Source organism: Chryseobacterium sp. SG20098 (assembly GCF_031844745.1).
GTDB lineage: Bacteria > Bacteroidota > Bacteroidia > Flavobacteriales > Weeksellaceae > Chryseobacterium > Chryseobacterium cucumeris.
Window position 1 is genome coordinate 1,485,022 of sequence record NZ_CP134622.1, and the last position, 12,900, is coordinate 1,497,921.

Annotated in this window: 13 protein-coding genes; 6 read left to right on the forward strand and 7 right to left on the reverse strand. The window is 36.0% G+C overall.

Annotation, left to right across the window (positions count from 1 at the left end):
* Positions 1 to 9: 9 nt before the first annotated feature.
* The 3 genes from RHP76_RS06850 to RHP76_RS06860 form a co-directional block, all read right to left on the reverse strand.
* Positions 10 to 813 carry an SDR family oxidoreductase gene (locus RHP76_RS06850; RefSeq protein WP_311229800.1) on the reverse strand — a complete coding sequence of 268 codons (804 nt, stop codon included), beginning with the start codon at positions 811 to 813 and terminating at the stop codon, positions 10 to 12.
* 77 nt (positions 814 to 890) lie between these two features.
* Positions 891 to 1,448 carry a Crp/Fnr family transcriptional regulator gene (locus tag RHP76_RS06855; protein ID WP_062671945.1) on the reverse strand — a complete coding sequence of 186 codons (558 nt, stop codon included), beginning with the start codon at positions 1,446 to 1,448 and terminating at the stop codon, positions 891 to 893.
* 254 nt (positions 1,449 to 1,702) lie between these two features.
* Positions 1,703 to 2,566: a LysR family transcriptional regulator gene (locus RHP76_RS06860; protein WP_311229801.1), complete on the reverse strand. Its 864-nt coding sequence runs from the start codon at positions 2,564 to 2,566 to the stop codon at positions 1,703 to 1,705.
* Positions 2,567 to 2,768: 202 nt separating this feature from the next.
* Between RHP76_RS06860 and RHP76_RS06865 the strand changes: the two genes are divergently transcribed.
* Positions 2,769 to 3,638 (forward strand): alpha/beta fold hydrolase, encoded by an 870-nt coding sequence (locus RHP76_RS06865; protein WP_311229802.1) that lies wholly within the window; start codon positions 2,769 to 2,771, stop codon positions 3,636 to 3,638.
* A gap of 57 nt (positions 3,639 to 3,695) precedes the next feature.
* On the forward strand, positions 3,696 to 4,658 hold the full coding sequence (locus RHP76_RS06870; protein ID WP_277695180.1) for a zinc-dependent alcohol dehydrogenase family protein: 963 nt from the start codon (positions 3,696 to 3,698) through the stop codon (positions 4,656 to 4,658).
* Positions 4,659 to 4,763: 105 nt separating this feature from the next.
* On the opposite strand, the gene RHP76_RS06875 is transcribed toward RHP76_RS06870, so the two are convergent.
* From RHP76_RS06875 to RHP76_RS06885, 3 genes are all read right to left on the reverse strand, one after another.
* Complete coding sequence (locus tag RHP76_RS06875) at positions 4,764 to 5,225, reverse strand: MaoC family dehydratase (protein WP_288442802.1); 462 nt, start codon at positions 5,223 to 5,225, stop codon at positions 4,764 to 4,766.
* A gap of 356 nt (positions 5,226 to 5,581) precedes the next feature.
* Positions 5,582 to 5,776 carry a cold-shock protein gene (locus RHP76_RS06880; RefSeq protein WP_123279622.1) on the reverse strand — a complete coding sequence of 65 codons (195 nt, stop codon included), beginning with the start codon at positions 5,774 to 5,776 and terminating at the stop codon, positions 5,582 to 5,584.
* Between the two features lie 55 nt (positions 5,777 to 5,831).
* On the reverse strand, positions 5,832 to 6,563 hold the full coding sequence (locus RHP76_RS06885) for a DEAD/DEAH box helicase (protein ID WP_311229803.1): 732 nt from the start codon (positions 6,561 to 6,563) through the stop codon (positions 5,832 to 5,834).
* Positions 6,564 to 6,992: 429 nt separating this feature from the next.
* On the opposite strand from RHP76_RS06885, the gene RHP76_RS06890 reads away from it, so the two are divergent.
* Together RHP76_RS06890 and RHP76_RS06895 are read left to right on the forward strand one after the other, a co-directional pair.
* Positions 6,993 to 7,940: a beta-1,6-N-acetylglucosaminyltransferase gene (locus RHP76_RS06890; RefSeq protein ID WP_062671957.1), complete on the forward strand. Its 948-nt coding sequence runs from the start codon at positions 6,993 to 6,995 to the stop codon at positions 7,938 to 7,940.
* A 111-nt stretch (positions 7,941 to 8,051) separates the two neighbouring features.
* Entirely contained in the window at positions 8,052 to 9,296 is a 1,245-nt protein-coding gene (locus RHP76_RS06895; protein WP_311229804.1) for a winged helix-turn-helix domain-containing protein, read from the forward strand.
* A 37-nt stretch (positions 9,297 to 9,333) separates the two neighbouring features.
* Here the strand turns inward: RHP76_RS06895 and RHP76_RS06900 are convergent, their stop codons facing one another.
* The gene (locus RHP76_RS06900) at positions 9,334 to 10,842 is read right to left on the reverse strand and encodes an amidohydrolase family protein (protein ID WP_311229805.1); all 1,509 of its coding nucleotides are present in this window, start codon (positions 10,840 to 10,842) and stop codon (positions 9,334 to 9,336) included.
* 441 nt (positions 10,843 to 11,283) lie between these two features.
* On the opposite strand from RHP76_RS06900, the gene RHP76_RS06905 reads away from it, so the two are divergent.
* Entirely contained in the window at positions 11,284 to 11,706 is a 423-nt protein-coding gene (locus RHP76_RS06905; RefSeq protein ID WP_311229806.1) for a hypothetical protein, read from the forward strand.
* Positions 11,707 to 11,811: 105 nt separating this feature from the next.
* A complete protein-coding gene (locus tag RHP76_RS06910; protein WP_123279627.1) occupies positions 11,812 to 12,897 on the forward strand; it encodes an efflux RND transporter periplasmic adaptor subunit in 1,086 nt (361 codons plus the stop codon).
* Positions 12,898 to 12,900: the final 3 nt, after the last annotated feature.

A 12,900-nucleotide genomic window follows, 5' to 3' on the forward strand; every position in this document is an offset into this window, starting at 1 on the left:
ATTGACTCATTAGCCAAAAAAATGTTCGTTCATCTCATTAATTACCGTTTCTATTCCTTCTTTTCTCAACCATTCATACTCAGAAGTTGCCAGTTTGCCAGCAATATAATGAAGCTGCTCTCTGTTGTCTGTGGCGGCTTCATACACAATATCAGCAATGGTTTCAGGAGTATCACGTTTTGAGGATGAATCGGCTCTCATGGCTGTTATATATTGATTAAAAATAGACTGGTAATCCGGATGCGAAACCATTTGTGCATTATTTCCGAAATTGGTCTGCATATAAGCAGGAACTACTGTTTTAATCTTAATATTCCACTCTTTCAGTTCGTAGCTCATTCCTTCAGACCACTTTTCCAATGCAGATTTTGTGGCAGCATATACGGAAACAAACGGGTAAGGAATATTGGCAGTAGATGATGTTACCGTAATAATTGTTCCATTTTTTCTGGCTCTTAAATAAGGAAGAAATGACTTTGTCACCAGTAGTGTTCCTAAGAAATTGGTATTGATCTGGCTGGCAAGCTGTTCATCCTCAATTCCTTCAAAAGGTCCCATAAGTCCGTAAGCAGCATTATTAAGGACTACGTCTACCGGACCTATTTTTTCTGCTTCTGAAGCAATTTCTGAAATCTGTTTCGAATCGCTGATATCTAATTTCAGGAGATGAATGTTAGACCATTCTGTAAGTTCAGTTTCTTTTTCAGGATATCGCATTGCTGCAATTACCGTCCAGCCTTTTGATGCAAACAGTTTGGAGGTGGCTTTTCCCAGTCCTGATGAAGCGCCGGTAATGAAAATTGTTGGGTTCATTTTTTATTGTTTTAGATTGATATTGCAAAGTTGCAACGATAAAAAAAGAACCTGTTTACCATTTGTTAAAAAGCGTCTTACCTGATATTTTTCCTGATTCTGCTTAATGACTGCTGCGTGATTCCAAGATAAGAAGCGATATAGGACAAAGGAATACGATTGACCAATGTAGGGTATTTTTCCATAAATTCCAGATAGCGGGTGGTGGCATCCTGAGAGACTAACGGGCTTACTCTTTCCAGCTTTTGGGCAAGGGCTTTATTGGTCACTTTTTGAATAATATTTTCCCAGTCGATAATGGTATCTGAAATTTCTTTCCAATCCTGATTAGAAAACACAAGAAGTTTACAATCCGTAGCAGCCTGAATATATTCTGTGGAAGGCACATTTTTCAGATTGAAGAGCAAATGTTTTTCTTCAATAAAGATCTTGGTAATTTCTTCCCCTTTATTGTTATAATAGCAGATACGAATGATCCCGTCAAGAATAAAACCTACCTGCCTGAGGACTTTTCCTGCTTCTGCAAAATACTCATCTTTGCTTAGCTCAACCTCTTTTGCTTTGCTTGTGATGAGGTCTATTTGCTGCTGGTTCAAATGACCAAACTGCAGAATAAATTCTATAAACTCTTTCATAACAACAAAGTTAGCCATTATCATTTGGGTGTATTTACCATTTGGTAAAAAATGACATCATTAAAATGACTGTAGCGCTATTCTTTAAAATCTGTGGATGAGGAAAGTTCCTTCCAATATTGTATCTTTTCTGAAGACATTAAACTTTCCGTCATTTTTGGGAAAATCGCCTGATAAAGCTTCCTATTTATTCCTGTTAAACTCATCAAGTGTCTCGGTAGTTTTTGCCATAGCCTTTATTTTCCCGGTAAAATTTATACCTCTAAATGCATATCAATAAAACATTGTAATGCTCTTGACTGTGGTCCGTCTTTTCTGAAAACAAGAATGGTATTCATCGTTCCCAGCTGCTTATTCAGTTTATAGGTCTTAATGCCTCTTCCGGCATAATATTTAGTAACCACTTCTTCCGGCAATATGCTGACTCCCAATCCTGCTTCCACAAAGTTGATGACTCCTTCAATGGAATTCAGAACTGTACTTTTGTAGTTAAGAATTCCTTTGTGGCTTAGCCAGGATTCTAATCTTTCTCTGAAAATACATCCTTCATCAAATACCACTATTTTTAAGGGTTCTTTATCCATCAACGTCTGCAGATCCGGACCTTTTGTGGAAGCCAGAATCACAAGCTGTTCTTCCTTAATGCAGATTTTTTCCAGTCCTTTGGCATTCACCGGAGCAGAAACAAAGGCCGCGTCCAGGTTGTAATTCAAAACATCAGACAACACTGAATCTCTGGTATCTGATTTGAATTCAAGCTCAATATCAGGAAATTTTTCATCAAAAGTATGGAGGATTTCCGGAACTTTCAGCGCCATGGTTGTTTCTATACAGCCTATTTTCAGACATCCTCTGATATTATCACCACTCCGGATATTATTTTTTGCTTCTTCCACCAAATGTTGAATCTGTTTTGAATACTGCATCAGGATCATCCCTTCAGAAGTAAGCTCTACCCTTCTGGATGTACGGGAGAAAAGCTTTGTATCAAACTCATCCTCAAGATTTTTTATTCTTGCCGTAACGTTTGACTGAACCGTAAACATCACAGAAGCAGCCTTTGTAAAACTTCCCGTTTCAGCTACGGCTTCAAATATTTTTAAATCATTAATATTCATCTTAATCAATCATTATTAGTGATTCAATTCATTACAATTAATCGTTTTTAATAATCAAATATCCGTATTAATTTTGGACTATCAAAAAAAATAAATGAAAATAATTTCAAGACCATTCATTGCAGGTGTATCAGTTGCCCTTTTCACTGGCACTATGACAATGGCATAAAACAATCAAAAATTATATGTAAATAATCACATTATGAAAAATCACCCTGTTCACTACCGCAACATCAAAGTAAATGATTTAAATCTGTTTTACAGAGAAGCAGGTCCGGCCAATGCGCCTACGATACTTCTTTTACACGGCTATCCTACCTCATCTCATATGTTCAGAAATCTGATCCCGATTTTAAGCAAAAAATACCATGTCATAGCACCGGATCTACCGGGATTCGGTTATTCTGACGCTCCTGCTCATAAGGAGTTCTCTTATACCTTCGACAATCTTGCAGCAACCGTACAGACATTTGTAGAAAAGCTGGATATGAAACGTTTTGCTATTTACATCTTTGATTACGGCGCTCCGGTAGGTTTACGTCTCGCGATGAACAATCCTGAGAAAATTACAGGGATCATTTCACAAAACGGAAATGCATATGAAGAAGGATTAAGCAGTGAATGGAATCCGATCCAAAAATACTGGCATGACACAACGGAAGCCAACCGTCTTGCATTAAAAGGTTTTGTTTCTAAAGAAGTTACTTTGTTTCAGTATCAGCATGGTGTGTCTGATCCTTCTTTGATTGCTCCGGAAGCCTATACCCTTGATCAAAAATTCCTTGACCGACCTGGAAATATTGAAATCCAGCTGGATCTGGTTAAAGATTACAGAACCAATGTGGCTTTATATCCAAAATTCCATGAATATTTCAGAAAGCATCAGCCCAAATTATTACTGGTATGGGGGAACAAAGATCCCTATTTCCTACCTGCAGGAGCTGAAGCTTATAAAAAAGATCTGCCGGAAGCCAAATTAAAATTTTATGACACCGGACATTTTGCCCTGGAAACGAATGCGGAAGAAATAGGTGCTGAAATCTTTGAATTCATGGGAACATTACCTCGATAGTGGCTATAAGGCTATAAGCTATTGAATCAATTTAAGAAATAATCGAAACATTTCATTATGAAGACAATTGTCATTAAAAACTTTGGCGGACCTGAAGTTCTGCAACTTGCAGAAATGCCTGTTCCTATGATAACAAATCCTTCTCAGGTATTAGTAAAAGTACGAGCAACATCTATTAATCCTCTTGATTATCAGATAAGACGGGGAGATTATAAATCATTTTTCGAACTCCCTATTATAACGGGTCATGATATCGCTGGTGATATTATGGCTGTAGGTGAAGCGGTAAAACAATGGAAGCCTGGTGATAAAGTCTACTATTCTCCTCGCTTTGGCAGCTCAGGCAGTTATGCGGAGTATCACCTTACTGATGAGTCTTCATTATCCAGAATGCCGGATAACATCAGCTATGAAGAGGCTGCTGCCATTCCACTTATTGGAGGAACAGTTTGGGAAATGCTTGTAGTAAGAGCTCAATTGAAAAAAGGAGACAGCATTCTCATTCTTGGTGGTGCAGGTGGCGTAGGAACACTGGCTATACAAGTTGCGAAATCACTGGGTGCTTTTGTGTATACAACTGGACAAAGTGTTCTGCATGAGGAATTAAAAAAGCTTGGAGCAGATGTAGTCATTGATCACCATAAGGAAAACTGGATTGAAGAAATAAAAGCACATACCAACGGAAAAGGAGTTAATGTGATTATTGATACTGTAGGAGGAACAACACTTTCAGACAGCCCACTTGCTTTAGCAGATTATGGTTCTGTTGTAACACTGGTAGATATTCCACAACCTCAAAACCTTATTAATGCCTGGGAAAAAAATGCCACCTATCATTTTGTTTTTACCCGACAAAGCAGAGATGAGCTGTATCAGATCACTGAATTAATTGAGAACGGACAAGTAAAACCTGTGATAGACAGTATATATCCGCTTGAAGAGGTTCAAAAAGCTCATCAAAGAATAGAGGATTCTAAACGGGACAGACCTTTATTGGGGAAGATTGTACTTACAGTATAATTATTTTATTAGAAGGTCATCAAAATCGAAAACATCATTGTATTCAATGATGTTTTGTTATTTATAAAATGCAAAATATCAACAACTTGAACATTCACAATAAAATCAATCTTTAAAATGATAAAGGAAAATCACATCTCCAGTATAGGCAGGTTTCACATGGTCTTTAATCAGGAGTTTGGCTTCCACGATTGCTTTTACAGTTCCTCTGAGGTTAGTAACAGATTTTACGGTTGCCTGTAGTTTGACATCACTATTTACGGGAACAGCTTCTCCGAACTTAAGATTTTCTATTCCGTAATTGATTTCCATTTTTACATTTCTCACATCTGCAATCTGTTTCCAGAGATAGGGAATCAAAGATAATGTTAAATACCCATGAGCAATGGTTGATTTAAAAGGTCCTTCTTTCTCTGCCTTTTTCTGATCCGTATGAATCCACTGCTGATCCAGGGTGGCATCTGCAAATCTATTAATCTGATCCTGACTTATCGTATGCCAGGTAGAATCTCCCAGCATTTGCCCTTCAAGAGACTTATACTCATTAAAATTATTAATAATAATCATATCTTTTTTTGAACCTTTTAGGAATTACAATATGTACAGCTCAATCATTATCATCGTAACCGAGTGTATATCAAGTCTGCATATTTATTTTCCAGGCATCCGGTCTTAGTCTGTCAATATTCAGACCAATTGCTGCCTTATTTTCTTAAATCCCTGAAAACCTCTTACATAAAAGTAAGAGGCTAATGAACATCATGAAAATAAAAAATAAAAAGTAATCCGTATTACATCAATGTTCTTTCAGACAATATATCCAGATCCAGAAGTTTCATGGATTTGAATAAGAAAAAATATAAAATATGAGGCTTGATATGGCAAAGTATATTATTTCAACATATTTGCAATTAAGACTTTTATTATGCCAACTTTACGTTAACAGCATTTAAACCTTTATCGCTTTTTTGTATATCAAAAACTACTTTATCATTTTCACGGATCATTCTTGTGTTTAATCCTGAAGAATGTACGAATATATCTTTACTTCCGTCTGCCGGAGTAATAAAACCGAAGCCTTTTGCTTCATTGAAAAATTTTACGGTGCCTTCTTGCATTGTAATTGTTATTAAAAAATTGTGTATTATGATCTGTAAACGCTACAGATTTTATTTATGATATTCTGAGAGGTATTGTGCTTCCCATCAATGGTTGAATATTTTTAAGATCCGGATGCTTCATCGTCTGTGGTATTGAAGATGCAGGATCTGCAATAATCTCTACAGGCTTGTTCAGGATTGCTTTGGCGAAATATTTTAAACTTCCCGGCATTGCAGCAGAAAAAAGCAGGTTTTGTCTTCTATGAGAAACCAGATTTAATATTTTTTTTATATGATTAGCGAATCCCATATCAAGCATTTTATCGGCATCATCTAAAACAAACAGCTCAATTTTAGAAAGATCAATATGTCTCTGATTTTCTACATCAAGCAATCCTCCGGGTGTTGCCACAAGAACATCTACTCTTTTTCTCAGTGCAGCAAGCTGGCTTCCAATGGAAACCCCTTCATAAATAGAAAGCAGAGATAATGGTAAATATTTACTGTAGATTTTAAAATTCTCTTCTATCTGTATTGCCAGTTCCTGAGTGGGTGTAAGTATTAAAGTTCTTATTTCTTTATGATCCGGAGTTTGTCTTTTCAGCAGCTGTAAAATAGGCATCGCAAATGCAGCTGTTTTTCCAGCACCTGCCTGTGCAGACACTATAATATCTCTTCCTGCCAAAATATGCGGAATTGCAGAATACTGTATTTCAGTAGGCCTGGAATATCCGGCTTCTGTCACTGCACGGATAATAGGATTAATTAGATTTAAATTTTTAAAATTCATTATAAATTCCGGCATTCCCGGTATCTTAAAACAAATCTGTTGATCAGAATTTGAATCGGTATATTATAATGACAAACAAAAGAGTATTCTTTTCTGTTTATCTTTCTCTTGCTTCAGCTACAATAATATTTTTATCTATATTACGAATGGCCAGGCAATAACGTGTCGCTCTTATCTACAATAGAACTTTATAATCTTTTATTTCCACTATGAAAACAAAGGCTATAAATTGGTAGCTGAAAAAGCAAAACTGAAAGAAAAAAGTGATTTTAAACTATGACAGAATAGCAAAGGCAGTGACCTGTTTTTATAAATGTTCTGCAAACCTACAATAAAAAAAAAGAACACCACATTATTTAATTAACTGATTATCAAAAATTTATTCGTACCTTCTGCAAATTAACTAAATTATTTGCTGACGCGGATGATTTTAAACTCCGGAATATGCAAGCTTTTTCACCCATCCCCCAACCTTCTCCCAGAATATCAGAATCCCATTCCGGCCCACATGTAAGAATTGCTTATTTCATTATGATACATCATAAACCTGAAGTATTTAAAAGCATGTTTGAGAAAATCTATACAAGAGATCAGTTTTATCTTATCCATATTGATAAAAAAGCGAAACAAGAGTTCATTGAAGAAATACAACTTTACATCGTTCATTTTCCCAATGTCTATATTCTGGACAGTATGAATATAGTTTCGGGAGGTTTCAACATCGTTCAGGCAGAATTGAACGCTATGGAATTCCTCCTGAATGTAAGCAAAGAATGGGATTATTTTATTAATCTGAGCGGTGAAGATTATCCATTGAAATCACAAAATATTATCCGTAAATTTCTTACGACCAATAAAGGCAGGAATTATCTTTTTTATTATGATCAAAAGTTTTACAGACCCGACACGCTGAAAAGAATACAAAATCACTTTACAGAATTGGCTTATGTTATTTCATCTTTCATCTACAAAAGATCTTTTATGAAAGATGTGATTCCTTATATAGGTGGTAAATGGTTTATGTTTACAAGAGAAACCTGCTTATTTTTAACAAACAACAAAATGGTAATGGATTTTGAAGACTATTATCTTCATACTTTTTTACCTGCAGATTCATTTTTTCAGACTGTTCTTATGAATACATCGTTCAATGATATTATCGTCAATGATGATAAAAGAGCAGTACTTGAGACCTCCTTTTTTCAAAATACACAGAATACATTCAATTATATTCAATCATTAAAATCTGGTAATCAGCTTTTCATCAGAAAGGTTAACAAAAAAACGGACGAAAGTATCAGAAAGTATATTGAAGAAAGCTACCTTACTCCCCTTCCTTATATAAATGAAGTAGAAAGAGAATTGAAAAGAAATAACCGTCAAAACAACTGATCTTTGCACTTCATCCTCAATATACTTAAGTCAGAAACTCTTTAATGTTTTTCTGCCAAATCATTATATTTGGAGGAACATCATCAAACGTGTTTTTATTCAAATTAAAATATGGAAAAGAAGCTGACACCGGAACACTTAAAACGGCTAACATTAGACAGTCAGGGATTAACACAAAATACACCATTCGGAACCGGAAAAACTGCAGTTTTGAACGCTTTGGAACATCTCGGATATATACAGATTGATACATTATCTATAGTGGAACGGGCTCATCACCATACGCTATGGACAAGAATCCCGGATTTTAAGACAGATAATCTGGAAGAACTGGTAGAGGACCGTAAAGTATTTGAGTATTGGTTTCATGCTGCTTCTTACCTTCCGATGCAGGATTTCCGATATGTTTTGCCTCAGATGCTGATGATTAAAAGAGGAGAATCCCGTTATTACAATGCTGATCCTAAAGTGATGAAGTATGTAGTAGATACCATACGCAATGAAGGTCCTAAAAGAGCAAGAGATTTTGAGAATGAAAGCCATAAAGCAGGAAGCTGGTGGAATTGGAAACCTGCCAAGCTGGCTCTTGAGAGACTTTTCATGCAGGGAGATCTGATGATCAGCGGACGTTCCGGAATGCAGAAAACGTATGATCTGGCCGAAAGGGTTCTGCCATCTTCCACGAATACCTCAGAACCTACTCCATTGGAGTTTGCAGAATATCTGGTAAAAACCAATCTGAGAGCCTATGGATTTACGACATTAAAACAAATCACTCACCTCAGAAAAGGAAATGCTTTAAAAACGAATGTCAATAAGGTTTTACAGATGATGCTTGAAGAAGATACAATATCAAAAGTGACCAGTGAAGGAGGATCTTCTGTTTTTGTTCAAAATGAAATACTGGAAAAAACATTTGATCAGGCAAGCTCCAGTGTATGGCTGTTGTCTCCGTTTGACAATTCCATTATTCATCGGGATAGAATCAAACAGATTTTTGATTTTGATTTCCGTCTGGAATGCTATACTCCAAAAGAAAAAAGACAGTATGGTTATTTCTGTCTGCCTATCCTGTTTGGAGATCAGTTTATCGGAAGGGTTGACTGTAAAGCGCACAGAAAAGAAAAAAAACTGGAGCTTATTCTTTTACATATTGAAAACAGTACTATTAATCTTGATTTATGGCTTAAGCCTTTCATAGAGACCTTAAAACGCTTTGCCATTTTCAATGGTTGTGAGTCTTTGGCTCTGACTCAAGTAAGTCCATCAAAATTGACCACTGTTATCAAAAAAGAATTATCCAAAGTAATGTTAAAAAGTAATGGAGAGCTATTAAAAAGCAAATCGCACTATTGACTTCAATAATGCGATTTTATTTTTTAGGAAGCTCCTATTAATTTAATTTCTGATTTGTTTTCTGGACAAAATCATTCCATTGCTGGTTCAAATAAGTTATTGCTTTCTTTTTTTCACCATCATTCATAGAAGAATAATTAATGGAATTAAAAACCAGTTTTTTCAATGCTTTCACATTAAGTTCCCAATAGATCTGTGTAACCCAGAAATCATAACTCAGACCTGTGTATCCATACACTGAAGGATCATCACTGTTGATGGAACATTGTACTCCATTGCTCAATAAAACCCTTGCAGGATGGTTCCTTAAATCACTTACATATCCTAAGATCTGATTACTAAGTGGGCTTACTTCCACCAGCCTATCCTGTTTTCTGATCTGTTCCATCGTTTGGGGGAAATAGATCAGATTCAGTCCGTGACCAATTCTTTTATTGTTGAGCAGCGCTACATCCAGAATATTTTTATTCAGGATAGAATTGCTTTCTCCGGCATGAAGGAAAAGAGGCAGTTCTACTCCGTATTTTTTATGAAGTCCGCTCATTTTGGCCCAGCTTTTCTCAAAAAAACTGATATGATGTCCCGCTGCTTCATCTGCCACAAGGTCAAAGCCTGAGATCATATCCGGAAATTCCTTCTTCATTTCAAATGCCGTTTCCAGCTGTTTTCCGATGCTTTCATTATCCAGAAATTTAAAACTTGAATAGATCAGTTTCAGGGTAAACTGCGGATCTGACTGATGTACTTCTTTAAGAATATCCTGCAGATCTGTTATCGTCGTCTTCATAGGATATTTTCCATGTTGAAAATCATAAAGTTCATCAAAGATATATCTGATTTCTACGTGCTGTACTTTGTCTTTTATCAAATCCTGAAATCCTTTCAGATAATATGACTTAAAGAAAGGACGGTACGGAAGCAGCAGACTGATGCGCTTAAAACGTTTTTCAAATTCAATCCAATAATCTGTGTAAGAGCAAAGATTGTCTCGTTTCAATGTAAGAAGAGCCTGCAGTTCTTTTTCAAAACCAGTGGTTGAGGCCAGCTTTTTATCAAGGCTTACAAATCCTTCCGGAACTTTTCCTTTTTCAAAAAAAGCCAGCTGTCCGAAAATGTACTGATCATTATCTTTCTGATCAAAAACATAGCATTCCTGATATTTTCTGGCAGTCGAAATAATCCATTTCACATCTGTAATTCCCCCACTGTGGGTATGCAACAGACCACCTTTCGGCATGGTCTGAAGGATTTCAAACAGTTTGCTGCTTTCTATTAATGGTTTTAATTCATTAAAAGAACTGTTATATAAAGATATTTTCTTTGCTTCCGAATCACTGAGAAACTGTTTACGGATCTGGAAAAGTTTTTTATCCAAAGTCATTTCTGCATCGGACAATTTTATATCGGCATCAAATGCCATTGCTGCATTTTCTTTCTCTGATAATGCCAGGTTCTGCTGGTATGCAGATTCTTCAGTTACTTTACCTTGCCCCCAAAATAAGGGTGCTGCAAAAAGTGATATATAAATAAGGTATTTTTTCATCATACTAAATATTGGAGGGGTTTGTACTGTCAGTTATGTTTTAACCGATAAAATAAAAGTAGCTTGTTATAGCAAAAATTGTGCAAAGTAAAGCTAATTCAAAGATAATATTATTTTTTTGAGCCTCCAGCTAGAAATATTATGCTTTAATTTTTTTGTTCATGCTCATATAAAAAATATAATCCTTTTGTAAATGGTTTAAGAGGTTCCCTAAAGCACCTGTTATTTTTTTGCATAGACAAAATTCCGAAATATTCATCAGAAGACTTCACTAAAACCTATTTTCTTATTAGCCAAAAAGGAAACATCATAAACAGATGTATTTTTTCAATGAAGCAATCAAATTTTTAACACTTTTTTAATCTTTAGCCGTTGCACTTATTTTTAAGTTTAATTACCTTTGTCTCTGGAATGCGGAAAAGATTTTATCAATATTTGTACAGTTTGTTATTTGCGTTGCTTACCGTTCTAGGATGGTACTATGGGCAAATTCAGCAGTATATTTCAACGGATATTTCCTCTGACCTTCATTTTACTACGGATCTTCTTGTTCATGAAAAAAAGAGCATCAAAGAATCTTTTGCATTTCTTAAAAATGAGTCTAATGATGCCTACAATGTCAGCCATCCCTGCTACAATAAAATCAGAGCTAATCTTTCTGAAAACGACAATGAAAATGACGACAACGTAGAGTCCTCCGGTTCTACAGAACTTATTGCTCTTTTCAAAGATGGCTTCTGGCATCTTATTTCAGGCTTTGTCACGACATTTCACAACAAACAAATTGCTGTTTCACTTGCTCAATCAGAACATTTAAAGACCTTACATGATGATCTGTACCTTCAGTACAGGGTCATCCGACTGTGATTTTATACTAATTTTTTCGAAAATCTTATCTGCTTTCATGCTTTATTGTGAGAGCCGGTAACTCTATTTTTTCAATTATAAATTATTATAAAAACAATATTTATCATGGTCAAGAAAAGTCTCATGTATATCAACTTGTGCCTTATTCTCTTGTTTGTAAGCTGTCAATCTGAAAAAAAGGAAAAAACAGAAGCAGCGTCATTCAACGTAACAAGCCCTCTTATAAAAGATACTTTAGTCAACAAAGATTATGTTGCACAGATCCGTTCTATCAATCATATTGAGCTTCGTGCCCAGGAAAAAGGATACATCCAGTCTATTTATGTAGATGAAGGGCAATTTGTTCAGAAAGGGCAGCTGATGTTCAAAATCATGCCTAATCTTTATGAATCTGATGTAAACCGTGCCAAAGCGGAATCCAAATATGCGCAAATCGAATATCAGAATACCAAAAACCTTTCTGACAAAAACATCGTTGCTCCTCAGGAAATGGCTATGGCTAAAGCAAGGTATGAAAAAGCGCAGGCCGAACTTGCTTCAATGAATACCCATTTAAAATTTACCGAAATCCGTGCTCCTTTCAATGGAATTGTAGGAAAATTACACGTACGTAAAGGAAGTCTTGTAGATGAAGGTGAGCTTGTAACCGAGCTTTCCGACAACAGCAAAATGTGGGTATATTTCAATGTACCGGAAGCTGAATATCTTAATCAGATGGATGCCAAAAAGGATAATAATCCAATGCATGTACGTTTAAGAATGGCCAATGGCAAAGAGTTTACACAAGATGGTATTGTACAAACCATAGAGTCTGATTTTGACAATGAAACCGGAAATATCGCTTACAGGGCTACTTTCCCAAATCCGAAAGGACTGTTGAGATACGGAGAAACCGGAAACATCGTTATCACCTCACCTTATGCCAATGCAATGATGATTCCACAGAAAGCGACTTTCGAAGAGCTGGAAAAGAAATATGTCTATGTGATTGGTAAAGATGGTAAAGTACATGCGAGAGAAATAAAAGTGGCTGCTGAATTACCCCATATTTATGTCGTCGCTTCAGGGCTTGGAAAGGATGACAGAATCCTTTTGGAAGGGCTTAGAATGGTTCAGGAAAACCAGAAGATCAGCTCAAAATACCAAAAGCCTGAAAAAGTAATGTCGAACCTGGATCTGTACGCCGAGTAACCC

Coding starts and splice junctions, on each gene's coding strand:
- RHP76_RS06850 (WP_311229800.1), bottom strand. CDS start 813: ATGAACCCAACAATTTTCATTACCGGCGCTTCATCAGGACTGGGAAAA.
- RHP76_RS06855 (WP_062671945.1), bottom strand. CDS start 1,448: ATGAAAGAGTTTATAGAATTTATTCTGCAGTTTGGTCATTTGAACCAG.
- RHP76_RS06860 (WP_311229801.1), bottom strand. CDS start 2,566: ATGAATATTAATGATTTAAAAATATTTGAAGCCGTAGCTGAAACGGGA.
- RHP76_RS06865 (WP_311229802.1), top strand. CDS start 2,769: ATGAAAAATCACCCTGTTCACTACCGCAACATCAAAGTAAATGATTTA.
- RHP76_RS06870 (WP_277695180.1), top strand. CDS start 3,696: ATGAAGACAATTGTCATTAAAAACTTTGGCGGACCTGAAGTTCTGCAA.
- RHP76_RS06875 (WP_288442802.1), bottom strand. CDS start 5,225: ATGATTATTATTAATAATTTTAATGAGTATAAGTCTCTTGAAGGGCAA.
- RHP76_RS06880 (WP_123279622.1), bottom strand. CDS start 5,776: ATGCAAGAAGGCACCGTAAAATTTTTCAATGAAGCAAAAGGCTTCGGT.
- RHP76_RS06885 (WP_311229803.1), bottom strand. CDS start 6,563: ATGCCGGAATTTATAATGAATTTTAAAAATTTAAATCTAATTAATCCT.
- RHP76_RS06890 (WP_062671957.1), top strand. CDS start 6,993: ATGCAAGCTTTTTCACCCATCCCCCAACCTTCTCCCAGAATATCAGAA.
- RHP76_RS06895 (WP_311229804.1), top strand. CDS start 8,052: ATGGAAAAGAAGCTGACACCGGAACACTTAAAACGGCTAACATTAGAC.
- RHP76_RS06900 (WP_311229805.1), bottom strand. CDS start 10,842: ATGATGAAAAAATACCTTATTTATATATCACTTTTTGCAGCACCCTTA.
- RHP76_RS06910 (WP_123279627.1), top strand. CDS start 11,812: ATGGTCAAGAAAAGTCTCATGTATATCAACTTGTGCCTTATTCTCTTG.